At 38.6% G+C, this 25,177-nt stretch carries 14 protein-coding genes; 11 read left to right on the forward strand and 3 right to left on the reverse strand.

All coding sequences use genetic code 11. The features are described from left to right. Nucleotides 1-209 precede the first annotated feature (209 nt). The 7 genes from QDN89_RS13650 (at nucleotide 210) to QDN89_RS13680 (ending at nucleotide 13,146) form a co-directional block, all read left to right on the forward strand. Nucleotides 210-3,089 carry a glycoside hydrolase family 16 protein gene (locus tag QDN89_RS13650; protein ID WP_280770704.1) on the forward strand — a complete coding sequence of 960 codons (2,880 nt, stop codon included), beginning with the start codon at nucleotides 210-212 and terminating at the stop codon, nucleotides 3,087-3,089. A 748-nt stretch (nucleotides 3,090-3,837) separates the two neighbouring features. Beyond that, on the forward strand, nucleotides 3,838-5,676 hold the full coding sequence (locus QDN89_RS13655; protein ID WP_280770705.1) for a bifunctional metallophosphatase/5'-nucleotidase: 1,839 nt from the start codon (nucleotides 3,838-3,840) through the stop codon (nucleotides 5,674-5,676). A 210-nt stretch (nucleotides 5,677-5,886) separates the two neighbouring features. Further along, nucleotides 5,887-8,520: a peptidoglycan-binding protein gene (locus tag QDN89_RS13660; RefSeq protein ID WP_280770706.1), complete on the forward strand. Its 2,634-nt coding sequence runs from the start codon at nucleotides 5,887-5,889 to the stop codon at nucleotides 8,518-8,520. 560 nt (nucleotides 8,521-9,080) lie between these two features. After that, nucleotides 9,081-9,326 carry a glutaredoxin family protein gene (locus tag QDN89_RS13665; protein ID WP_280770707.1) on the forward strand — a complete coding sequence of 82 codons (246 nt, stop codon included), beginning with the start codon at nucleotides 9,081-9,083 and terminating at the stop codon, nucleotides 9,324-9,326. Beyond that, complete coding sequence (locus QDN89_RS13670) at nucleotides 9,323-9,715, forward strand: DsrE/DsrF/DrsH-like family protein (protein ID WP_280770708.1); 393 nt, start codon at nucleotides 9,323-9,325, stop codon at nucleotides 9,713-9,715. Before QDN89_RS13665 ends, QDN89_RS13670 begins: the two co-directional genes overlap by 4 nt. A 371-nt stretch (nucleotides 9,716-10,086) precedes the next feature. Next, nucleotides 10,087-11,325: an ATP-binding protein gene (locus QDN89_RS13675; RefSeq protein ID WP_280770709.1), complete on the forward strand. Its 1,239-nt coding sequence runs from the start codon at nucleotides 10,087-10,089 to the stop codon at nucleotides 11,323-11,325. A gap of 1,053 nt (nucleotides 11,326-12,378) precedes the next feature. Continuing rightward, complete coding sequence (locus QDN89_RS13680; protein WP_280770710.1) at nucleotides 12,379-13,146, forward strand: hypothetical protein; 768 nt, start codon at nucleotides 12,379-12,381, stop codon at nucleotides 13,144-13,146. Between the two features lie 157 nt (nucleotides 13,147-13,303). Here QDN89_RS13680 and QDN89_RS13685 read toward each other — a convergent pair whose 3' ends face one another. Both QDN89_RS13685 and QDN89_RS13690 read right to left on the reverse strand, forming a co-directional pair. Further along, nucleotides 13,304-14,638 (reverse strand): cytochrome P450, encoded by a 1,335-nt coding sequence (locus tag QDN89_RS13685; protein WP_280770711.1) that lies wholly within the window; start codon nucleotides 14,636-14,638, stop codon nucleotides 13,304-13,306. A 128-nt stretch (nucleotides 14,639-14,766) separates the two neighbouring features. Beyond that, entirely contained in the window at nucleotides 14,767-15,273 is a 507-nt protein-coding gene (locus QDN89_RS13690) for a VanZ family protein (RefSeq protein WP_280770712.1), read from the reverse strand. A gap of 759 nt (nucleotides 15,274-16,032) precedes the next feature. On the opposite strand from QDN89_RS13690, the gene QDN89_RS13695 reads away from it, so the two are divergent. From QDN89_RS13695 to QDN89_RS13705, 3 genes are all read left to right on the forward strand, one after another. Further along, the gene (locus tag QDN89_RS13695; RefSeq protein ID WP_280770713.1) at nucleotides 16,033-21,348 is read left to right on the forward strand and encodes a S8 family serine peptidase; all 5,316 of its coding nucleotides are present in this window, start codon (nucleotides 16,033-16,035) and stop codon (nucleotides 21,346-21,348) included. 680 nt (nucleotides 21,349-22,028) lie between these two features. Further along, nucleotides 22,029-23,045: a sodium-dependent bicarbonate transport family permease gene (locus QDN89_RS13700; protein ID WP_280770714.1), complete on the forward strand. Its 1,017-nt coding sequence runs from the start codon at nucleotides 22,029-22,031 to the stop codon at nucleotides 23,043-23,045. Between the two features lie 86 nt (nucleotides 23,046-23,131). Next, entirely contained in the window at nucleotides 23,132-23,638 is a 507-nt protein-coding gene (locus QDN89_RS13705; protein ID WP_280770715.1) for a carbonic anhydrase, read from the forward strand. A 276-nt stretch (nucleotides 23,639-23,914) separates the two neighbouring features. On the opposite strand, the gene QDN89_RS13710 is transcribed toward QDN89_RS13705, so the two are convergent. After that, nucleotides 23,915-24,187, reverse strand: a complete 273-nt coding sequence (locus QDN89_RS13710; RefSeq protein WP_280770716.1) for a hypothetical protein — start codon at nucleotides 24,185-24,187, stop codon at nucleotides 23,915-23,917. Nucleotides 24,188-24,745: 558 nt separating this feature from the next. Between QDN89_RS13710 and QDN89_RS13715 the strand changes: the two genes are divergently transcribed. Next, nucleotides 24,746-25,168 carry a magnetosome magnetite crystal formation protein family gene (locus QDN89_RS13715; RefSeq protein WP_280770717.1) on the forward strand — a complete coding sequence of 141 codons (423 nt, stop codon included), beginning with the start codon at nucleotides 24,746-24,748 and terminating at the stop codon, nucleotides 25,166-25,168. Nucleotides 25,169-25,177: the final 9 nt, after the last annotated feature.

Below are 25,177 nucleotides of genomic sequence, written 5' to 3' on the forward strand. Positions count from 1 at the left end.
TGGATGATTGTGAGACATGTATTTTGTTCTTTTATGAAGGTCGATTTAATTTAGTAGATATGTATTTTAATGTCTACCTTTAATTTTCTGACAAATCGAAAGCGCTTTCGATCATTTGATTAATCTAAGGAGGTGACTACTGTCTGACCCGTTGTCTGTTACGTATTTTTACTTAATTTTTAATTTGAAAAAATGAGAGGAGATTGTTTATGAAAGTAAAAGTGTTTAGTTGGTTTATGATCTTTTTACTAATGCTTCCAAATTTCAGTGTGTTCGTTCAAGCGAATGAGCATAGCGAAGGCGATGACGAAACAGTATTAGTAAACTTTGGTGAAAGTGGTGTTGAATACGTTCTTGATGATTTTGGGGGTGCAGAATCTGGCATCGTTGAGGATCCAACAGATACGTCAAATGAAGTAGTTGAAGTAGTGAAAAGTGAAGGTGCCGCATCATGGGCCGGAACGACCTTTGGACAAGCGCCAGAAAATACAATTCAAGCAATACCGTTTACTGAATCTAATACAAAAATGTCAGTAAAAGTATTTTCACCCAAAGAAGGAATCGAAGTTAGACTCAAGGCTGAAGAAAAGGGCGACCCTACACGTTCGGTTGAAACTGGAGCAGTTACAACGACTTCGAACGAGTGGGAAACGTTAGAATTTGATTTTTCAAATCAGTCTCCAGGGACAGAGTACTTAATTTATGATTATACGTTTAACATGATTTCTATCTTTTTCGATTTTGGAAATGAAGGAGCAGGAGATACGTATTACTTTGATGATTTGAAATTCTTAGGACAAGCAGGTTCTCCATCAACTGGAGATGGTGATCAAGGTAACAATGATAACACGCTATTCCTTATAGGCGGAGAAGAATCAAGGGAATTATCAGTTGAGCCTGGAACTTCTGCAGAGGCCGATATATTGCCTCAATCTAGAGAAACATTGACTTATGAGATTGATAATGTTTCCGGTGAATATAATGGATCTGGAAATACATTGGCTAATTTATACTTGAACGGTTTAGATATCGCATTAGACTTTGTAGCAAAAGCTTCCTACGACTTTAATGGCGATGGTAACTGGGATCGGACAGAAGAAACACCATGGTTAGCAACGGATGGAAATACAGAATCAGAATCATATGAGGAATTCACGCAAGAATTCACTCAAAATGTAACAGGGGATTCCTATAGTGAGTTTACAAATGGAAAAATTCGAGTGGAAGTTTCACTCGCAATTGGTGGTAGTGATGGTGAGCTTAAGGTAAATGCACCTGATGAAGCTTCAAGTATTGAACTTCCATATAGTTTGTCTTTTGATGGTTCTGAACCATCTGACCCGAGTGATCCAGGTGACGGAGACGAACCAACAGATCCAACAGATTCAGAACATGATTGGCAGTTAACATGGAGTGATGAATTTGAAGGAACTGAATTAGACACTTCTAAATGGAAAATTGACATCGGAAATGGTTTCTACGATGGTGACGAATGGATAGACGGTTGGGGAAATAATGAGAAACAATCCTACCAAGAAGACAACGTTCGGGTAGAAGACGGGCGCCTTATTCTTGAAGCTCGTGAAGAAACGGTAAGTGATGAGCAAGGCGAATATGATTACACATCTGGAAAGGTTTTGACAGATGAACTATTCAGTCAAGCTTACGGAAGATTTGAAGCAAGTATGAAACTTCCTGAAGGACAAGGCTACTGGCCTGCGTTCTGGATGATGCCACAAGATGACATTTACGGTGGTTGGGCAGCATCTGGTGAGATTGACATTATGGAAAACAGAGGTTCTGAAACAGATAAAGTGGGAGCGGCGATCCATTACGGTGATGTTTGGCCATTTAACACATATTCTGCGGCAGAATATGATTTCCCTGAAGGACAATCTACGACTGAATTCAATGAATATAGCATTGAGTGGGAGCCAGGTGAAATTCGCTGGTATGTTAATGACGAATTGTATTCAACGAAAACAGAGTGGGGAACAGCTAATGGTGAATATCCAGCTCCATTTGATCAAGAATTTTATTTAATTCTTAATCTAGCAGTTGGCGGCTGGTATGGCGGAGACCCTGATGGAACAACAGAGTTCCCAGGTCAAGTGGAAGTTGATTATGTACGTGTCTATGAAGATGCAAACGCAGATCACCCAGAGCCAGGGCAACCGACAGATCCAGGTGACGGTGACGGCGAAGATCCAGGTGACGGAGATCAAGAACCGTTAGACCCATCAAAAGATTGGCAAGAAGTTGGTGACAACTTAATCATTGATGGAACATTTGAAGAAACAACTGAATTTGGTGATGAGCAGAATTCGATCGTATGGAACGTCTTTAATCTAGGAGATTATGAGGGTTGGGCTGGTTTAGCTGATTTCTCTATCGAAAATGAAGAATTAAAAGCAACGATTCAGCAAGTTGGTTGGGAATGGTGGCATATTCAGTTCATGCAAGATGTGACCGTACCAACGGGTAACTACAAAGTTGAATTCGACATGAGATCTGAACGAGACCGCAATGTCAGTGTAGAGCTTGCGGGATCAGAGTCAGGCATTATGGAATTCAATGTAGGAAGTTCCATGGAAACATATGAAGGTTACATTAACGTAGAATCTGCTGGAGACTTCAGATTGATGTTCGGTTTAGGTAGAGGAGAAGACGATCCTGAACTAGCAGTCCCATATGACCTCTTCATTGACAATGTAAGATTAGTAGAAGTGGTTGAAGGTGACGGAAATGGAGAAGATCCAGGAGATGGTGACGGCGAAGATCCGGGTGACGGAAATGGAGAAGACCCGGGCGATGGTAACGGGGAAGATCCAGTTTCTCTAGAAGAACTTTATCACCTCATTGGTGACTTAGAGGAAAATGGAGAAATCAAAAAATCAGCAAGTAAACAGTTAATGAATTCACTAAACGTAGCTGAGAAACACTACGAAGGTGGAAGACAGAAACAAGCGATTAACCACTTGGAAAGATTCCTTTCCACAGTTGATAAAAATCAAATGAGAAATTCTTCTGAGGAAGTGAAAGAACTTCTCAAAAATAGTGGAGAACAGTTAATAGAGGAATGGTCTTAAAGTTAGTTACGAGTAGTATTACCGAATGATCTTGTTTATGAAAATGGTTGAGCTAGACCTCTAATCTAATAAAATAGCCTCTTGGTAAGCGAGTTTAGCTTACCGAGAGGCTATTTTTGTATTGGAGGAGCACACCGAAACCTAAACGTGAGCAACGACCAGATCATTTTTATGTGGCAAAACTTCCGATTGATTCCTTTAAGAACCGTCCCCATGTTGCACATATTTTAAGTAGGACTATACGACGTTTAATGAAAGTTGATTTATCTATTGGGTGTAAAAAGTATGATGAATTTATTAGTTTCGGCTCTATGATTAGTTCAAAGCAAAGAGATTTGTATTTCATTCGCTTTTTATCTCGCTTTTTTCCATTAAATAGAGATAGAAGTACTTATTTTTTGTAAAACGACTGATTCGATTAGATTAAGCTTATTCATGGATTAGAAAATACGTTATGCCTTGATAGAGATAGGGCAGTGTTAGGAAGAGGAAGCTAAAATATTTTTATTTTTCTAAAAAATAATTATGGACTTATTTCGTTTTTCGAATTAAATGAAACATGATAATTAAAATGATAGTGAAACAGCTACTTTAGGCATGGGAATAAGTTCATGAATTGGTCAGACGTCTGTTTATCTAACGTTTACATCACTTGTCGTATAATATTATACTTTACTTGCTATTACTATCTTCAATCAGTAATAGAACGATAGATTATCACTTAATCATTAAGGGAGGAAATCGTTTTATGAAGGATCGTTCAAAGATGTATCGGAAAATTAGTGTGGCTGTCATGTCAGGGATTCTCGTCGCCTCTTCATTTGCGCCTATGGCTACAGCAAATCAAGGCAATGGAAATGCTAATGGGCAAGCTGCGAGTGAAGAAAGAGGAAATAGCGGAAATAACTCTCAAGGACCGAAAAGAGCGATTGAAGATGTGGAAGTGATTGATTCTACAAGTTTTGTTATTGATTTTGATAAAACGTACCCAAAAGGATTGGAAATTGATCGGATGATTGATGTGGAAGTAGAACTAGAGGATGGAACCGTTGTTGTTCCAGAATTAACGGATTATGCAGTTTCCTCAGAAGATCGTTCACTCGTAACGGTGGAACATGCAAACGATGATCTTGATGGTTTGGCAGGGACACTGACAATTAATGATTTTGAGATCGATTTTGATTATGGAAGAAGTTTGTCTTTAGATATTTTTCACACGAATGATATTCATTCAAAGATTGATAACTTTGGAAAAGTTTCCGCCTTCGTTAATGATAGAGGGGCAGAAGCTGACAATTATCTATACTTAGATGCAGGCGATATTTTTAGCGGTAATGCCGTTGTTGACTTACAAGACGGAGCGCCAATTGTTGACTTGTTAAATGAAATGGGTCTTGATGCAATGGCTATAGGAAACCATGAGTTCGATTATGGACAAGATGCGTTTGCAGCGAGAGAAGCAGAATCAGAATTTGACTGGTTAAGTGCGAACATGGAAGTCGTTGACCCAGAAGTGCCTATTCAACAGCCAGAGCCGTATGAGATTTATGAGATTGACGGTGTGGATGTAGGGGTTTTCTCCTTAACACAAAACCCACCAGCAACTCGTCTTTCTGGTATTGCTGGAATTGAGTTTTATGATTATGTAGAAACAGCTGAACAATATGCTTACTTAAAAGATGAAACCGATATTCTTATAGCATTGACGCATATCGGTAATAGTGCTGATAAAAATCTTGCAGAGAATGTTGATTTCTTCGATGTCATTATCGGTGGGCACTCTCACAGTAGGATTTTTGAAGCAGACATCGTGAACGGAACGCCAGTCGTTCAAGCGGGAAGCGACGCATCATTTGTTGGTCACTTCAACCTTGAATTTGATGGAACCGATGTGACGTTCAATGACTATTACTTGCAAGATGTTAATTATCTAACGGATGTGAATCCAGATGTTCAAGACAAAGTTGATGCTTATAATGCTGAAGCAGAAGAACTTCTTCAAGAAGTCTTAGGTGTTACGAACACTGGGTTAAGCAGAAATGCTCGTTGGGAAAGAGATACATCGTTAGGTAATTTCTGGACAGATTCTATGAAGCAGGCATTGGATGCTGACATGGCGATTACAAATAACGGTGGAATTCGTGCCAATATCGATGAAGGTGATATTACAGCAGGCGATATTTACACTGTAGAACCTTTCGGTAATGAACTGAGTGAATTGGAAATCACAGGAGCAGATTTAAGAGATGTGATTGAATATTCCTATTCTTATCGTACTCAAAATGACCTACAAACATCGGGATTAACATTCACGATTTATGTTAATGAGGATGACGAGTTTGTCGACGCTGATTTGTATGTCGATGGCGAGCCGATCGATGACAATGAAACGTATACGCTAATTACAAATAACTTCATGGCCGAAGGCGGCGATGGTTATGACTTTTCAGCAGCAACAGTAGTTCAAGATGCTGCTGGTTACGTAACGACTGGAATGTTCCAACTGATGGAAGATCTAATGGAATCAGAAGGAGCAGTTGACTACGAAGACGGCGAAGGTCGAGTTGAAATCGTAGAAGTAGATTAATAGAGTAATTGTCTGAAAACTAGATTGAAAATAAACACCTCGAATGGAAGCAATTGCTCCATTTCGAGGTGTTTTTTGTTTTGAGTTAGTTTTTAATTTTGATGATAGAAATTAAATAAATAAGTGTAAAAGAAGGATTGAAAAGGAAGCTCTTTTAAACGATACTAAAGATATAGTCTTTTAGACTAAAACACTTGAGGGGGTTGGTATATGAAAAGAAAAAAAGTATCTCTTATGTTTTTATTATTAATTATGAGTTTAAACCTTGTTTTACCAATGTATGTAGGGGCTTCAGAAGAACTTCCCGTAGAAATAGACGAAACTGAAATAATTGATACTATTGAAGATATAGATGCAGTTGAAGCAGACGAATATCCTATAGAAACTGATGATAATGATCAACAAGAGCAACAAGAGCAACAAGAGCAACAAGAAGAACAAGAAGAACAAGAAGATTCTACTTTAACGGATGAAAATGAAAGTGAAGTCTTATATGAAGAAGCAGAAGCTGATTATACTGATGATGAAGATAACAAGCGAGGTAGTTCAAGTACCCCAAAGAATGGGAAGCAAGAGGACGAAGAGAAAGTTATCGTTCTATTTAAAGAAAATCCCAACAAGGGATTAATCGCAAATGCAAATGGAACCACCCATCATGAGTATGATAACATCCCTGCTTTAGCAGTAACTATTCCTAGTCATGCCATTAAAGGATTAGTGAATAATCCGAACGTCGTATCAGTTGAAAAAAATGAACAATACTACATTCAAAGTCAAACAACACCTTGGGGGATTGAGAGTGTTGACGCACCTAAAGCTTGGAGTAATAACTTTACTGGTAAAGGTGTGAAAGTTGCTGTTATAGATAGTGGAGTTGATACTTCTCACCCGGATTTAAATGTCGTAGGATGTTACGGGGCATCGGATGCCTTAACATGTGAAGATGCGGATGGTCATGGGACACATGTAGCTGGTATTATTGGCGCAAAAGACAACAATATTGGTGTTGTTGGTGTAGCTCCTGAGGTGGATATCTTTGCAGCCCGTGTCAGTGATATTGATGGAAAAATCATGACAACCAATCTAATAGAAGCAATTGATTGGGCGATATCAGAAAATGTAGACATAATTAATTTAAGTTTAGGGTCTAATAAATATTCTTTTCCGTTAGCAGAAGTAATTGCAAATGCCGTAAACAAAGGGATTTTAGTCGTTGCAGCAGCGGGGAATGAATACGGGAGTAGTGTGAGCTATCCGGCTGCCTTATCGAACGTAATTGCTGTCTCTGCTATTGATAAAAATAATGAAATTGCTTCCTTTTCAAACACTGGAGTTGAAATAGAAGTTACTGCTCCGGGAGTATCGATCTATTCCACACATATTAACAATTATTATACTCGTATGAGTGGAACGAGTATGGCATCTCCTCATGTTGCCGGTATTCTTGCACTATTAAAAGTAGCTTATCCTAGCATGGGAAGTAAAGACTTAAGAAAAATATTAAGAGATACATCAATAGATTTAGGATCAGAAGGAAGAGATTCCAAGTATGGATATGGATTAGTGCAAGCGCCAATTAAAAAAGGAAATGAATTACCTCAAATTGATGAAACAATATTAGCATTGCAAAAAGATTTAAAAAATTTAGGTTTCTTAGAGATAAAAGATCCAAATGGTAAGTTGGACAGTAAAACGGAGTCAGCTTTAAGAGATTTTCAAGCATATTATAGTTTGGATGTCACAGGGAAGATAAATGATAATACTTTAAAAAAGATAAGTGAAATTTTATCAAGTCCATTAAGAAGAGGTCGGAACAATCTAGAGACAATCGAAATAAAAGAAAACTTAAATAAGCTAGGGTTTTCTGTCTCGATGAACTTTCCAGACAGCTATGGCCCATCTACGGAACGAGCAGTAAAAGAATTCCAATCATATTACGGTTTAAAAGCAAATGGAATTGGAGATGAAGTAAGCTTAGCAAAGGTGAAAGAGGTTCTATCAAGTCCATTAAGAAGAGGCGAGAATAATCCGGAGACAATCGAAATGAAAGAAAATTTAAATAAGTTAGGGTTTTCTGTCTCGATGAACTTTCCAAGCAGCTATGGCCCATCTACGGAACGAGCAGTAAAAGAATTCCAATCATATTACGATTTAAAAGCAAATGGAATTGGAGATGAAGTAAGTTTAGCAAAGGTGAAAGAGGTTCTATCAAGTCCATTAAGAAGAGGCGAGAATAATCCGGAGACAATCGAAATGAAAGAAAATTTAAATAAGCTAGGGTTTTCTGTCTCGATGAATTTTCCAAGCAGTTATGGCCCATCTACGGAACGAGCAGTAAAAGAATTCCAATCATATTACGGTTTAAAAGTGAATGGAATTGGAGATGAAGTAAGTTTAGCAAAGGTGAAAGAGTTTCTATCAAGTCCATTAAGAAGAGGCGAGAATAATCCGGAGACAATCGAAATGAAAGAAAATTTAAATAAGCTAGGGTTTTCTGTCTCGATGAACTTTCCAAGCAGCTATGGCCCATCTACGGAACGAGCAGTAAAAGAATTCCAATCATATTACGGTTTAAAAGTGAATGGAATTGGAGATGAAGTAAGTTTATTAAAGGTAAAAGAAGTACTATCAAGTCCATTAAGAAGGGGTCAAAACAACCAAAAGACCATAAAGATTAAAGAAGATTTAAATAAGGTCGGTTTCCCTGTCTCGATGAATTTTCCAAGCAGCTATGGTCCATCAACAGAACGAGTAGTGAAAGAATTCCAGTTATATTATGGCTTAAAAGTAAATGGAATTGGAGATGAAGTTACTTTAGCTAAGATAGCTAAACTCATTAATTAGAAAAAGTGAGGAAGCATGGATTGAAATGATATTTTCTTTTTTAATGGTTCCATCGGAGCTATAATATAAGCGACCTGAACAAGGATGATTCTTATGTTCAGGTCGCTTTTGTAATATTTTAGAAGGACAAGTTCTTATTCAAGACCCGAACCGTCCCTTTGTTTCTAAATGTGGTCAGGTGAATGGGGACGGTTCCCGTGCGGCATTAAAGGGGAAGTAGAACTTGCATGTGTTAGCTCACTAGGTTCGGAAGCATTCAATTAATGGTCGTTTAAGGTGACAAAATCTATTAATCATTCCATTAAGAACTTCGCTCAAATTTCATACGAATCATTAAGTTGACAAAAGCCTGTAGATTGATTATTATAATACCTATAGGGGTATCAGACAGACGAAGAAACAATTCTCACGATAACTAATATTACGTAACACTCTTAAATGTTTCGGAGATTTTGTTATCTATATCTGAAAATACCATGAAATTTTTTTGGTTTAAAATATACCTTTAGGGGTATAAATGAATAATGACGAAACTAAAATATAATGAGGAGGAATTCAAAATGAATCAAGTAACACTTTACAGCACAAACACATGTCCTTACTGTACAATGATGAAAAATTTTTTGAGAGAGCAAGGAATCTCATTTAAAGAGGTGAACGTTCAACTAGATCAAAAAGCAGCAGAAAAATTAGTTGCAACAACTGGTCAGCTAGGCGTTCCGCAAACAGAGGTCAACGGTCAATGGGTTCTAGGTTTTAATCCAGATGCGGTGTTAGAAAACTTAAAAGGAGGAGTTACGAAATGAGCAAGGTTGCTATTATCGCAAGTAATGGTGAATTATTTGATGCATACAAAGTATATAATATCGCAACAGCAGCTGCAGCAAGTAACAAAGAAGTAGCTATCTTCTTCACGTTTGAAGGGTTGAATTTAATCCATAAAGAAGGTTATAAGCAACTCCCAGTACCAGCAGGAAAAGAGCACATTGCAGAAGGATTCAAAGAGGGGGATCTCCCATCAATTCCAGACTTAGTGGAAATGGCGCAAGATCTAGATGTAAAATTTATCGGCTGTCAAATGACGATGGACTTGATGAAGTTAACAACGGAAGACTTTGTTGATGGGATTGATGTTGGTGGAGCAGTCACATTCTTAGAGTTTGCAAAAGATGCAGAAGTAACGTTAACATTTTAAGCGTGAGGTTAGTGCCGAACAGGAACCGTCCCCGTTCGGCACGGCACGTTCGGCATGGTTCAAAGATACAGTCAGAATGAGGGTCTCTTGGAGAGGAAATTCCAAGGGATTTTTTGCTATGCACTATCCTATAAAAGAAGGTGAGAACGTTGTTTGTTATTCGTTATCATTTAGACTAATCATCTAGTGCTAAAAAATATTCCGTGTTTTCATTCCTCTCTCCTATAAGCGACAATAACCATGGTATAATACCAACAATTAGTCTTGTGAATTTTCATTCCTAAATGTTGATATTAAAGGATTTTTTATACATATTGCTTTGATTATTGAAATCACTATTTTCTAATTAATGATAGAAAGGAGTGGACAAGTTGACTGAGATATTGTTAATTAATTTCCTGTTTTTACTTTTTCCTGTAGTAGTCTATCTAATATTTTTTGAGAATCGAGTTCTGTTAGAGAAAAATCAAATGCTCGTTTTTTTCCTATCGTCCGTTTCGATGGTATTATGTATGACTTTTCCTATTCGATTAGATGCTGACTTTGGATTTATGTTTGATTTACGATATGTACCATATATTATTTCATCCCTTTTCGGTGGCTACATTATTGCTTTTCCACTCTATCTCGTATTAAATATATATCGATTTTTTCTCGGTGGAGATGGCATGCTATTTTCTTTTTACTTCTCCACAGCGATGGTTATCTTTATCCCTTTATGGAGTGGGAGATTTATGAAACTAGGAGCTCGAAAAAGGATTGTCAGTGCGGTCGTGCTTACTTTCGTCACAATGCTTTTATTTTTTACGACAATCATTCCGTTTTATCCATCAGTAGGGGAAGAATATTGGAAGATGGCTGTTAGTGTTTTAATCATACATGTTGTTGCCACGTTTATTATCATGATTTTAATTGAAAAAATTATTGTTAATGTAAAAACGAGAGAAAGGCTTTTTCAATCTGATAGACTTCATCTCATGAGTGAATTATCGGCTAGTGTGTCTCATGAAATAAGAAATCCTTTGACTGTGACAAGTGGTTTCCTTCAACTTTTACATACTTCCAAAAATATAGATGAAAAAGAAAAAGGTTATATAGACCTTTCCATCAAAGAATTGAACCGGGCAGAAAATATTGTCAGTGATTTTCTTTCGATCGCCAAACCTCAAGCGAAAAACATGGTACATTCTAATTTGAAATATGAAACCGAATACGTCAATAATATTATGGTTGCCTATGCAAACATGCATCAAGTCACGCTAGATTTTCAGTTTAATAATAAGGTGTATAAAAAGTTCGACCAAAACCAAATTCAGCAGTGTCTCATTAATTTATACAAAAACGGTATTGAATCGATGAAAGAATCTGGAGGCATCCTTTCTATTCATGTTTCAAACCAAAACGACAAAATTATCATCGTAATCAAAGATTCAGGAATTGGAATGACAGAACAAGAAGTCGCGCGTATGGGAGATCCGTACTATTCTACAAAAAAAGAAGGTACAGGTCTCGGTATGCTCATGGTCTATAGCACGATAAATAAACTAGGCGGAAAAATTGACATAGATAGCAAAAAACGAGTAGGCACCACCTTCCGCATCACACTATGAAAGTGATGAACGGGTGATGAATGGGGACGGTTCTCATGCGGCACTGGGTGACAAAATTAGCAATTTAAATAGATTTTATCCCTGACATAAAAACTTCTATCTATTGTCTATAACTTTATTACTGACTAGACATGGTGACTAGTTTATAAAAATCTACATGTAAAAAGAGTGCCCATTTCTAGGTACCAGGTCTTCAACTAGCCAACGTGAAAAGCGTATTACTATTCCAATACTCTTGTATGATTAAAAATACGTCATAATAAAAGAATACAAAATTTGCCTATATGAAGTAAATTGATTTGTGATACATAAAAATTGACGGTGAATCAATATTGAATTAAAATAAAATGAAGGGAACAAATGTTCTGTCAGGTAGTTACTTAACGATGTTGTCGTAAATTTTGTTGAACAGATCGAAGAAGTGAATTGCCCTCTGTCTCTTTCTCTTAATTACTATAGTGCTGAAATTTTCTTGATTGAATAAACGATACTGATATGTCATTAATGATTATTGCTACGTAATATAAAATTCATTTGTATTTGCTTTCTGTTGGAACTCCTCTAAATGCAAAAGAATGACTGAAATTTCCGCTTTGTCACCTCATTGTAGGAAGGGATTACATCTCTTATTAATGCAAACCACCTCCTTCATACCATCCATTTTTACATGATACATCATGAAGCAATCACTTCACCTATTTTGAAAAGAATATTAAATAATTGTTCTTATATCGCTAATCTAGAAGGGATATTTACTTATGGTCGCAACCTTCTATACAAAGCTTATAGAAAGAAAACAACAAGCAGTAATTCTCTGAAAATGAACATTCCCTTGAAATACTCTTAGGATTTAGAACAGAAATCAGCGTTAAGTGAAGTCTAATCTTATTGATGAAAGAGGTGGAATCATAAAGGGAGACTATTGATTTACCGAATTGATATTTTAGGTGGAGAAAAGGGAAGCAAATGCAGCAGCAATATTAAAGACAAAGTACCATAAATCAATTTTTCTAAAGTGTTATAATGAACATAAGATGAAGGGTGTGATTTCTAATGGATAACGAGAAATTGCTGGACGCTTTAACAAAAAAATTCGACAAGATGGACGGTCAGTTTGATAAAGTGTATAAAAGACTTGATGATGTAGATGAGAAGTTTGAAAAAGTGTATAAAAGGCTTGATGATGTCGACGAGAAGTTTGAAAAAGTGGACGAACAGTTTGAAACGGTATTTAACAAGTTTGATCTTATAGATGACCAATTTGAGAATGTGAATCATAAATTTAATCAAGTGGACGAGCAGTTTACGACAGTTTTCCATAAGTTTGATCTCGTGGACGGACAGTTTGAAACGGTATTTAACAAGTTTGATTTCATAGATGAACAATTTGAGAATGTGAATCATAAATTTGATCAAGTGGACGAGCAGTTTACGACAGTTTTCCATAAGTTTGAAAAAGTGGATGAACAGTTTGAAACGGTATTTAACAAGTTTGATCTCATAGATGAACAATTTGAGAATGTGAATCATAAATTTAATCAAGTGGACGAGCAGTTTACGACAGTTTTCCATAAGTTTGATCTCGTGGACGGGCAATTCGACATTATAAATCAAAAGTTCGATCACGTGGATGATCAATTCATGACTGTAACTAATAAACTAGATCAGATGGAGAAAAGCCAACAAGAAGATGTGAAAGGAACCCTTCATATCATAAATAAGAAAATGGATACATTTATATACGACATTGATTATTTAAGTGAAAAAGTAGGGAAGCATGATACACAAATTAATCGCCTTGAAAAGAACATGAGATTGTAGAAACACAATAGTGAACAAATAATTCGAAAGCCATGTGGATTTGCATTCTCCGCATGGCTTATTTTTGCTTGAGTAATCCTCGCTTGAAACAGCGATTACACGAATATCGCTAGATACCCTCACAGGAATATATTGTGACCTCCCACACGCCAATTCATCAGTTTGTTTTCCTCGAAACGACCTTCATGTTAAGTCCATCTTTGACTCGAAGGGAAACTAACGGTTCAGGTTCAACTGGAGCAGCATCGACACGCTCGAATCTTAAACTTTTACCTACAACGGCAAGGATGAGCGCCGTTTCCATCATCGCAAAACGATAGCCGATACAACTCCTTGATCCAGCACCAAATGGAAAGTATGCAAATGTCGGGATCGATTCTTGGTTTTCCTCTGAGAAACGCTCTGGTTTAAATTGTTCTGGATCTGGAAAAATATCCGCATTTCGATGAATCGAGTAAGGAGCGATCATGAAAGTACTTCCAGCTTTGTAGGTTTCACCTAATAGTTCCACATCTTCGTCTGCCTCTCGGTAAATAAGCCAAGCTGGGGGATATAATCGCAACGTTTCCTTAATGATCTGATTTGTATACGTTAGCTTCCGGTACGTTTCAAAAGGGGTTTCCGTTAACGAGTCTAATTGATCAATTTCTTCATGGAATTTTGCTTCTGCCTCAGGATTTTTTGACAAGGCATAGAAGATCCACGTTAACAAATTGGCTGACGTTTCATGTCCGGCGAGTAGCATCGTCATCATTTGATCGCGAAGTTCTTTATCAGATATCGGAGGGGCGTCGGGCTGTTTTGCTGAATCCAACAATAAGCCAACCATCGTATCTTCGTATGCTGTTGGGTTTCGCTTTGCCTCGTCGATAATAGGATAGATCACGTTTTCTAACTTGTTGATTGCGTCTCGGTGTGTTCTATTTCCCTTTGTCGGAACAGCCAGAGGTAATAGGATTGGTGAAAATAAGTTGTTCGCCGTTTGTTTAATCGTCGCGCTGACAGCAGCGGCCAATTCTTTTTTCTTTTCATCTACATTTGTAGCAAACATGACCTTCGAAATGATCGATAGCGTAAGCTCCATCATCTCTTCATCTAATAGGCACGAGTCCTTTTGCTCCAGTTCTGCTACTAGACTTTCTGAATCCGATACCATTGTATCGGCGTAGCGCATGAGACGCTCTTTATAAAAAACAGGTTGAAAGTACTTTTTTTGCTTTTTGTGTGTGGATTTTTCAGTTGTAAGTAATCCATCACCAATCGTTCTTGTCAAAACTTTAGACGTACGTCCCTTCCGAAAAAAAGCATCCTTGGTTACTAATATCTCTTGAACGAAGGAAGGAGAGTTAACAATATAAGAAGGGACAAGCCCTGTATTTAATGAAACAATATCTCCCTTTTGGAGCAATCTTACAAAAAACGATAACGGATCTCTTCTAAAATCAAAATAGTTTTTGATACGCGACCTCTTGATAGTCTTCGTTCGGCTCATAGTACAACCCCCTCCAACATTAGTTGCCATCATTGTATAACAATCGTAGATGTTTTGCATAATTTAGCGTGCCGAATGGGACGGTTCTCATGCGGCAGACTTGCGATTCATCAGGTCTTATCTTCGTTTCACCCAGTTGAATCAAAAGATTTGTTTCGATGTTTTTTTGTAGACTCACGTTTAGAAATTAAATAATACAAGAGAAGTGTTAGCAATACAAAAGAAATGCTGCCTACTGTATTTATGTATACATCAAGGAGTCGTCCAGAACGATTGATTAAAAAGTGCTGGTGTATTTCATCTAGGAGCCCTATAAAAGAAGAGGTGCCAATAGCGATAATACGCCGTAGCGACCATCGTTTGATGGAAAGAATGACAAAGATGAAGCTTGCAAGTATCCCATACAAAACAAAATGACCTATTTTTCTAGTTAATAATGCAGGGTTTCCTTGAAAAGAGTATAAAGAATAAAATGAACTGTTTATATCCATAAGAAAAATCAAGGACGATTCGTTTTTATAAACTTCGTGTAGAGAAGAATCTATCGTTATAGTTGTTATTTGCGAAGCGACACTGATAACAATCAGCGAAAAAGTCACGATAATAATCATAGATGACGCTACTAATGGTCGCATCTGTAAACCCCCTAACTAGTCATCCATTTTTAACAAGAAATAGAGAAATATACTCGTTGCCTGGTGCCGAACGGTGGTGCCGAATGGGGACGGTTCTTGTTCGGCAGTGAATCGACCGATCCATGTTTTATAGAAGGAACAAAGACTCACCAATCTTGATGTGTCGTGTTCCTAGGTAACATTCAAAATCTCTCAACTGTGGGGAGCATCTTGTTAAGAGGAGGCGTCTTGAGACCGTTGCGAGTCGATTTTGGTGAAAGATGGTCACAAGAGGGAGTATCTTGAGCCCGTTGCGAGTCGATTTTGGTGAAAGACGGTCACAAGAGGGAGCGTCTTGAGCCAAAAACGTTTTGATTTTACGAAAAAAACTTTTCCTCTCAAAAGATTACGAACAAGTGACAAATTGCTTAGTTTTGCCGCATGGGAACCGTCCCCATTCCCCACCCATTCCCTACCAAAATTTCCTATAGATGAAAAAAGGTTCTAAAGGCCTTGTTCGTGCATAAATTTTATATAATTCTGTCGTGAATTTTAGGGGAAAAATTCATTATAGTGAATTTCAGATCGAATAACTTCGTTTCGTGTTGCGGTATTTGTCGTAAATTATATCTATTTATAGTAAATATTAACATCTAAGTTTGATATTACCTGAAAATTAAAATAATATAAAAATAGATTGATAGATAGGTAATATGGTGCAAAAAAGGAGGGGAGATTTTCATATGTCGCCTATCGGACCATACTTAAAGGGGGAATAAAATGTACTATAATAAGAGGAAGATACGTTCATTGTTCGCTATGTTGATGGTATTTTTGCTAGTTTTGACCCCATTCACTAGTTTTGCAGAGTCTACTAATGCAGCTAATTCTAGTGAGATGACGACTTTGAAAGAGCAAAACGAAACAACGGCAGCAGAAAAAATTGATTCTTCCGTCATGAAACAATTGGAAGATGAAAAGTATGCAGATGTGTTAATCGAGTTAACAGAGCAAGTAGATACTTCGGAAGTCGCAGCTGTTGCAAAACAACAGTTAGGCTCTGATTCCACAGCCTACAATCAAAAAATGGCAGCAAGACATGCTGTAGTGGAAACATTACGCACCACTGCAGAAACCACACAACAACCTCTCTTAACTACCTTAGAAAAATCCCAAGAACAAGGTGAAGTCAAGGATATCGAAAGTTTCTATATTATGAACGTCATTTCCGTTAAAGCGACAAAAGACGTTATTGAAAGACTTTCTTATTCTTCTGATGTCGCGCGAATTAAAGACAATGATCATGTAGACATCATTCACCCTGAAAAACCAGAAGATCCTATTTCCTCTCCGGCCGTCAATAACGACGAAGTGGAATGGAACATTGATCAAGTTCTTGCTCCGGACGCCTGGAACGAATTTGGTGTTACAGGAGAAGGAATTGTCGTTGGTGTCATTGATACTGGTGTTCAATGGGATCATGAAGCATTAAAAGAAAATTTCCGTGGGTATGATCCAGAAGATCCAGATAATCCAGATGCAACTGGAAACTGGTTAGACGCTACGGGAAGTTCTGAACTTCCAGCTGACACACATGGTCATGGTACCCATGTAACAGGTACGGTTATGGGTCAAGGACCAGATGAAACAAACATCGTTGGAGTCGCACCTGATGCAGAGTGGATTGCCGCTCGTGCCTTCACTGCCGCTGGTGGGACAGAAGCTGCTTTGTTAGCATCTGGTGAATTTATGCTTGCACCAAATGGTGACCCAGACTTAGCTCCTGATATTGTACAAAACTCATGGGGCGGTCAACCAGGAGTTGACGAGTGGTATCGTCCAATGGTCCAAGCTTGGCGTGATGCTGGACAATTACCAGTTTTTTCAGCCGGAAATTCAGGACCCGGCGCTGAAACAGTTACTCCTCCTTCAAACTATCCAGAAAGTTATGCCGTAGCGGCTACGGATAGTAATAACGGAGTTGCGAGTTTCTCCAGTCGAGGCCCATCACAATATGATGATCAAAAGCCAAACATTTCCGCACCAGGGGTAAACATTCGCTCATCAGTTCCAGGTGGCGGATATGAAGGTGGATGGAATGGGACATCAATGGCTTCCCCACATATTTCTGGTGTTGCAGCTATGCTGCTTTCGATTGATGCTTCCTTATCGCCTGATGAGATTGAGGAAATCATGGACGAAACAGCAACACCTTTAACGGATGACCAATACTCAGACGTCCCGAATGATGGGTATGGGGTAGGTTTAGTTAATGCCTATGAAGCTGTTGCGATGATAGCTGATGGAACAGGATTTGTTAGTGGTCAAGTGTTATCCGAAGGTTCCGATGAAGAGCCTCCAACAATTGAGCACACACCATTAGACTTTTCTTTTTCCGGGATGGACCTACCAGTCACAGCAGAAATTTCTGATGATGTTGCAGTCGTAGAAGCAGAAGTAATTGTTAGTCATGAGGAGTTTGATGAGGACATCTCAATAGACATGTCTCTCACATCTGGGGATCATCTAGATGGAACGTATGAAGCGACGATTCCTCATATGTATGCCATGGAACCAGGTTTTGACTATCAAATCTTCGCTCATGACTTCGGTGGAAACACGACATCGACAGACGTGAATTGGGTAGATATTGAATTCGGTATTGTGCCGGATGAGTACAGTGAAGACTTTGAAGAATTCCCTCTCGGTTGGACGATGGGTGGAAGCTGGGAGTGGGGAGAGCCTTCTGGTGATAGCCCGGACCCAGTTGTAGGAGATAACGTGATTGGTACAAACCTTGCCGGAAATTATCCGCCAAATGCAGCCGACACGTTAGTTCTTCCACCTATCGATTTAAGGGATTCGGATGCAGCTTCATTAAGTCTCAGTCATTGGTACGACATTGAAGCTGGTTGGGATTACGGATATGTCAACATTTCATCCGATTTTGGTGAAACGTGGGAAACGATTGAGACCATATCTCAACGAGGTCAAGAGTGGGAAAACTTATATATCGACTTAAACGAATATGTCGGCTCCGATGACCCGATTTTTGTAGCATTCGAGCTAACATCTGATGCGATTATCGAGTATTTAGGTTGGTATTTGGATGATGTAGAACTTCAAGGGGCAGATACCGAAGCACCGGATGCGCCTACCGAATTAGAAGCAACGGCTAGTTCTACAGGTATTACGTTGTCGTGGACTGCGTCTGAAGCAGCGGACACTGCTGGTTACAACGTATACCGATCCACAACGTCTGGCTCGGATTTTGAAAAAATAGGTGATACGTCGAGTACTCAGTTTAATGATAATACAGGGGAATCTGGGGAGACGTATTACTATGTTGTGACGGCATTTGACTACTCTGGAAACGAAAGCGACTATTCCAATGAAACGTCGGCTGCACCACCTGAAATCGAAGTGCTTTTCCACACGGACTTTGATGAAAACGATGGTGACTTTACGACAGACGGCGAAAACAATAGTTGGGAATGGGGCGAACCAACTTCTGGACCTGAAGAAGCCTTTGCTGGAGAAAACCTCTTGGCTACGAATCTATCAGGAGATTACAACAACAATGAAGATAGCTGGATGATGAGTCCAGAAATGGAATTAAACGCTGACCTTACTACCGCAGAGTTGAATTTCACTTACTGGCAAAACATCGAAAATAATTTTGACTACGGATATGTGGAAGTAACTGCTGACGGTGGATCTACTTGGGATACCCTTACTAGTTACACGGATGTATTTGAAACTTGGAATACAGAAGCAGTTTCGCTAAATGATTACATTGGTGAAACGATCCAATTCCGTTTTGCATTAGAGACAGATGGGTCCGTTACTCGTCCTGGTTGGTACATCGATGATGTGTATGTACTTGGATCGTTTGAAAGTACAGACGACGTCGTGGAAAGTCCTTCAACAGAGCGAGTATCCATTGATTCATCACGAGAAAAAGTCGGTCCACAATCGACTTTTGAACACACGCTTCAAAATGATGCTTCATCGTATGAATTTGAAAAAGTTTCAGGCGGTGCTACAAGTGTCCTTTCAGAAGATGGATTACCAGTTGACGGTACAGTAACAATTGTAGAAACGGACCGTACAACACAGACGGATCCAACAACTGGAGAGTATACGATTAGAAGTAGTGCAACAGAAGATGGGGAAACAGTAACTGTTCTTGCAGAAGCTTACGGATTCCATCCAGCTGAAGCAAGTGTCACAGTTGAAGAAGATGAAACAACGTACCAAAACTTCATGCTAGATCCTTTAGCAACTGGAGATATTGAAGGTACTGTAACAAATGATTATACGGAAGAACCCGTTGAGGGCGCATCTTTACGTATCATCGAAGATCCAAATGTACCGGTTGCCTATACGGATGACTCTGGTGCATTCACGATGGAAGGTATCTATGAAGGAGACTATACTGTTCGAGTTTCCGCAGAAGGATACCATCCGAATGAATTTGATGTCACGGTTGAAGATGGAGAAGTATTCGTTCTTGACGTGGCGTTGGAGCAATTTGTAGGATACGAAGATGAAATCGCTTATGATAATGGACAGCCTGAAAATGCGTTAGTGTTAAACGCAGCAGGAAATGGATTAGCGGTGAAGTTTACACCAGAAGATGGTATGGCTGAACTTCGAGGTGTGAATATGTTCATACATGGTGATGATTTCCCTGTGCCTGGGGGGAATGAAATCAACATTGTTGTGTACGATACAGATGACAATGGCAATCCAAATGAACAGGTGATCGAACCTGTCTTAGTAGAAGTAGATCGCGGGGAGTGGAACTATATTGATCTATCGGATCATGGTTTTGTAACAGAAGATGATTTCTTCATCTCGACGTTGCAAGATGAAATAGGAGATTATTCACCTGCAGTTGGTACAGATGAAGAGCAGCCAAATGCAGAGCGTTCTTACTTGAACATCGGTGGATCATTTGAACCTCACTTCGATAATGGTAACTTTATGATCCGTGCAAATGTCGCCTACTCTCTTGATGCACCAACACTGACATCGCCAGAAGATGGCATGTTTACTTCGGAAGATTCTATCGAAGTAACTGGTGAGTTTGCTGGTGATGGAGATGTCACTGTATATAATAATGGTGAAGAAGCGGCAGTGGCCGATATGGAAGATGGAGCATTTAGTGCGACGATTGATTTGGAAGAAGGGGATAACGAGATTTTTGCAGAAGGTGATGCAGAAGGTATTCCACTTCCTTCAGACAGTGTCACAGTTATTAAAGATTCGATTGATCCTGACGTGACGATTGATTCGCCAGTAGACGGTTCTGTTACAGGCAATGAAGTCATTAACGTAGAAGGTTCAGTTGATGATGAAAACTTAGCTTCTATTGCTGTCAATGGAGAGGATACGGAATTTGCAGAAGACGGTTCCTTCTCGAAACAAATCATTGTAGAAGAAGGGGAAAATACTTTCACTGTTGAAGCTGTGGACCATGCTGGAAATAGCACAACAGAAGAAGTCACTGTCTATGTTGACTGGACAGATCCTTCGATTGAGAATATTGAACCAGCGGAAGATATGGAAATAGAGCCTGGTGACACGGTAACTGTTTCTTTCGAGAGTGATTCTGAAGGTGGAGAAGCGAGTTTCACGGTCAGTATCCCGAGTGGTAATCAGCCTGCTGCCATTAATGAAATGGAAGAGGTAGAACCTGGTTTCTATGAAGGAACGTGGACGGCTCCTGAAGGGAACTTCGAAAATGCAGAGGTCAACATTAGCATGACGGATGCAGCAGGAAACCATTCAACAGCTACAGCTGATGGAACTATTACTGTTGCTGAGGAGCCAATGACTGCAGAAGAGCTCTATCACATTATTGATCGTTTGGAAGAAGACGGGGAAATCAACAAAAGAGCGTCCAGTCAATTAACGGGAGCGCTTGAAAATGCGGTGGACCATTACAATAATGGCAGAGAAAAACAAGCATTTAGCCAGCTTGATCGATTCCTTTCCATCATTGATGGAAATCATATGAGGGACGCATCGGAAGAAGTGAAAGAACTTCTCCGAGACAGCGTCAATGAACTGAGAGAGGAATGGTCGTAATAAGCGGTTAGTGGGAGTGCCGAATGGGTGCCGAATGGGGACGGTTCTCGTGCGGCAAAAAAGAATTATTTGAATAGGTCCGACGGCAAAAACACCTTTGCCGTCGGGCTTTTTTTTGGAGAGGTGAGTTGACGAGGTGGGGCAGGTCTAACTAGGGCGATTCTGTGTCGATATTAGCTTGGGAAAAGGCTTTGAACTGCACCGCTAGAAGCATGGGGATGGCTCTTATGCTTCCTTCGATGTAGAGTGGCTACTTAGTCTTGGTCAAAGGAGGAGTCATTTTATTTATGTTGACAGAATTGTTCTAATTTTATATATTATATTTAATTAAACAACCTAATAATATCCGAATAGTTTAAACACTTGAAACTAAAATAAATTAGCATATTATTAATGATATGTATTGATAATGTGAAAATTAGCTTTCCTGTTTCAAGTAAAGTTTCCCAGAATCTGAAAGGATACTAGTGTCATTATGGAGACCGAGTCATTATCTTTATGTTAAAAGAAAACCTTGAGACAAAACTGTTACAACTTAATCTGGTAGATTAATTAAAACACCTCTTAAAAGGTGAGTTAATGATAAACCGACAATGATTGGAAGGTGCAAATCACATCCTTCTATATCGTGTCGGTTTTTTTATATTCTAGGAAATTAATAAAAAAGAGGAGTAGTAGATATGTTCGATATCATGATACAAAATTTGCTTTCTCCAGTTGTATTATTCTTTGTATTAGGACTAATAGCGGCGATTTTTAAATCAGATTTGAAATTCCCTTCAGCCTTAAGTGAAGCCTTAAGCATTTATTTACTTGTGGCAATTGGGATGAAAGGAGGGATTGAACTCTCTAATTATTCTCTAGAAACCGTCATCCACCCGATATTAGGGACGTTATTTATAGGTGTGATTACTCCGATCCTTACGTTAATTATCCTACGCTTAACAATAAAAATTGATATAAATAATGCTATTGGATTAGCTGCAACTTATGGATCGGTAAGCATTGTCACATATGGTGCAGCACTTACGTTTCTAGAGAATCAGGGTACAAGTTACGAAAGTTTCATGAATGCAATGGTTGTATTAATGGAAATTCCAGGAATCCTTGTTGCTTTAATCATTTTTGGAATGATTAAGAAAAGTAAAAAACAACCCCTCGTTCCAAAGCATGAAGTAGCAGGAATCGTTGCCGGCCCTTCGTTTCCAAAGATAAATATAGATGTATTAAAAGAAAGCTTCTTTGGAAAAAGTGTCCTGCTGCTTTTGGGAAGTTTGTTCATTGGCTTAATAGTTGGAAAAGAGGGACTTCCCATTGTGCAACCACTCTTTATGGATTTGTACAATAGCATCCTGATGTTATTTCTTTTAAATATGGGGATTATGGCTGGAGAACGATTAGATTTGATCAAAAAACATGGTGTTAAATTAATTGTATTTGCTGTTTGTATACCACTTGTCTATGGTGTATTAGGCATCTTTGTCGGTTATGCTTCTGGACTTTCATTAGGAGGAGTGGCGTTAATGGGGATTTTAGCAGCTAGTGCTTCTTATATTGCTGCACCAGCGGCACTGAAGACAAGCGTTCCTGATGCGAATCCTTCAATTTATCTTGGTTTAGCATTGGGGATCACATTTCCTTTTAATTTAATCTTTGGAATCCCAATTTTATATCAACTTGCAGCATGGATTGTTTAGTCTGAAGGGGGAAAAGACTCTTGTGTGAGTTCCACTGATAGACCATGGCTTAGTATTATAAAATTCTTTTAAAGGAGAATGTCATCATGCAACTAATGGAGAGTGAGAATGGGGTTCAGAAAGCAAAAAAATTATTTGTGACTTGTGTTAGCAATGACCTAGAGGAATTTGTGTTAGATGAATTGAACATAATGAAAGAACAAGTTTTACAAATTAAAAGTTATGGAAACGTCATTTCTCAGCCTTTTGATAGTATCATTCGAAATATTATTCTTAGTGTTTACCAAGACAATGTAGATGAAGTTTATATTATCGGAGAACAGTTTGCCAAATATGCTAAATTAGAGAAAGAACAAATCTTAACGCAAATGAATGAAGATGGAATTACAGAAAAAACGATAAAGACTTTGGAATATTTAAAACAACCTATAGGAAAAGATTTATACTATTGGTTAAGTGGAAAAGAAGAGAGCGTTGAAAACCAAATAATTCAAAGTAAAAACATCATAAAGAACCACCCTCTGATTCCAAATCGTATAAAAGTCTATGCGTTGCTTGTTAATTCCAACGAAAAGAAAGTTGTGTTGGTTTAGGGGAAGCATGGGGACGGTTCTCGTGCTTCCTTTTGGGAGGTAAGAAGTCCCGTCCTTTTAATTAAGATCATAATCATGAACCCGTTTTATATAGAAGCAAGTGGCGATAATTATCAAATAAGCTAACCACCCGTATTTAGTAGGTGGTTAGCTTATTGTTAGCTATGGACTGACTTTTTATAGGTTTCGTCCTTCCAATTGCATCTTTAAATGAAGTGTCTATTTCCATTTAGGTCGTTGGGTGAATTGGTCTGGATCAAACTCTTCTAAAGATGTTTAAGGAGCGGCGAGAACAAACTCTTCATTCTTATTATTTATAGGGTGTTGTTGTTTCCCTGATGACTTATATCTTATAGAACTTCTTCTGACAGGCTTCTCGTATTCTGCATTTTGTTTCAAACTAGATATCCAAGTCTCAAGTTTATATGTTCCTCTATCAATGATTCGACTCAGGTCTTCTAGGGTTTCGACCAACTGAACTAAACAATCCAATCCAGTTCTTAACATGACAATACCTTTTTCTTTTGCTTTTTGAAGGGAGTGTTCCATCCTGTACGAGTGTTCCTTATATTGAATTTCAATAAAAAGTGGGTGCATTCACGTTTATCTATAATTAAGAGTGACCGTTACGAGTTGATTTTGATGAAAGACGGTCACAAGAGCAGCCCGCTTGAGCCCGTTGCGAGTCGATTTTGGTGAAAGACGGTCACAAGAAGGAGCGTCTTGAGCCAGTTGTGAGCTGATTTTAGGAAAAGGCGGTCACAACAACAGGGAGCAAATAAAAAAATAGGTGATCTTTAAACACTTTTTATGATTGTTCACTCTTTTCAATTGCTATAAACAAACGAATTGCTGGTTCCATTACAATTATCCAGGTAAAGATGAGTGTCCATCCGATCAAAAGGAGAAAAATTCTTGCCCCTCGAGTGATCACGACCAGCGACAATTAGTTGGGGTTTGCCGAACAAGAACCGTCCCCGTTCCCCACCCGTTCCCCACCCACGTTCTTCAAAAGTATACTTACGTATACTATTTGGACGGGAGCGGCTTATGCTAAAGTTAATTTGTAAGAATAGTTAGATAATAGTAGAAAAGGAGGTTATATTCATGGCAGAAGATGTGAGTTCAGCAGTGAAATCAAGTGCCAGTGATGCGGAGGATAATAAATTGATGGCGGTCCTGGCTTATTTAGGAATTCTCGTTCTCATTCCGTTACTTGCGGCGAAAGAATCTCGGTTTGCGCAATACCATACGAATCAAGGACTTGTATTGTTAATCTTTGGGGTTATCGGGTTTACGGGACTGTTTATTATTTCTAGCGTTGCAACATTTATACTTGGCAACATCCCGGTATTGGGTGCGTTAGTAGGGTTATTACTCGGAGGACTACTATATTTTGCTGCATGGGTGTTTTTTATGATTATTATGATCATGGGAATCATGAACGCGGCAAAAGGGCAGGAAAAGCCATTACCGCTTATCGGAAAATACAATATATTGAAATTAGAAAAAAGCGAGCAATCTGTCTAAATTCAAACT

This window comes from Salipaludibacillus daqingensis, assembly GCF_029891575.1.
GTDB classification, from domain to species: domain Bacteria; phylum Bacillota; class Bacilli; order Bacillales; family Salisediminibacteriaceae; genus Salipaludibacillus; species Salipaludibacillus daqingensis.

Bases quoted from the DNA above. Each gene is read 5' to 3' on its own strand.
- QDN89_RS13650 (WP_280770704.1), top strand. From the start codon at position 210: ATGAAAGTAAAAGTGTTTAGTTGGTTTATGATCTTTTTACTAATGCTT.
- QDN89_RS13655 (WP_280770705.1), top strand. From the start codon at position 3,838: ATGAAGGATCGTTCAAAGATGTATCGGAAAATTAGTGTGGCTGTCATG.
- QDN89_RS13660 (WP_280770706.1), top strand. From the start codon at position 5,887: ATGAAAAGAAAAAAAGTATCTCTTATGTTTTTATTATTAATTATGAGT.
- QDN89_RS13665 (WP_280770707.1), top strand. From the start codon at position 9,081: ATGAATCAAGTAACACTTTACAGCACAAACACATGTCCTTACTGTACA.
- QDN89_RS13670 (WP_280770708.1), top strand. From the start codon at position 9,323: ATGAGCAAGGTTGCTATTATCGCAAGTAATGGTGAATTATTTGATGCA.
- QDN89_RS13680 (WP_280770710.1), top strand. From the start codon at position 12,379: ATGGATAACGAGAAATTGCTGGACGCTTTAACAAAAAAATTCGACAAG.
- QDN89_RS13685 (WP_280770711.1), bottom strand. From the start codon at position 14,638: ATGAGCCGAACGAAGACTATCAAGAGGTCGCGTATCAAAAACTATTTT.
- QDN89_RS13690 (WP_280770712.1), bottom strand. From the start codon at position 15,273: ATGCGACCATTAGTAGCGTCATCTATGATTATTATCGTGACTTTTTCG.
- QDN89_RS13695 (WP_280770713.1), top strand. From the start codon at position 16,033: ATGTACTATAATAAGAGGAAGATACGTTCATTGTTCGCTATGTTGATG.
- QDN89_RS13700 (WP_280770714.1), top strand. From the start codon at position 22,029: ATGTTCGATATCATGATACAAAATTTGCTTTCTCCAGTTGTATTATTC.
- QDN89_RS13705 (WP_280770715.1), top strand. From the start codon at position 23,132: ATGCAACTAATGGAGAGTGAGAATGGGGTTCAGAAAGCAAAAAAATTA.
- QDN89_RS13710 (WP_280770716.1), bottom strand. From the start codon at position 24,187: ATGGAACACTCCCTTCAAAAAGCAAAAGAAAAAGGTATTGTCATGTTA.
- QDN89_RS13715 (WP_280770717.1), top strand. From the start codon at position 24,746: ATGGCAGAAGATGTGAGTTCAGCAGTGAAATCAAGTGCCAGTGATGCG.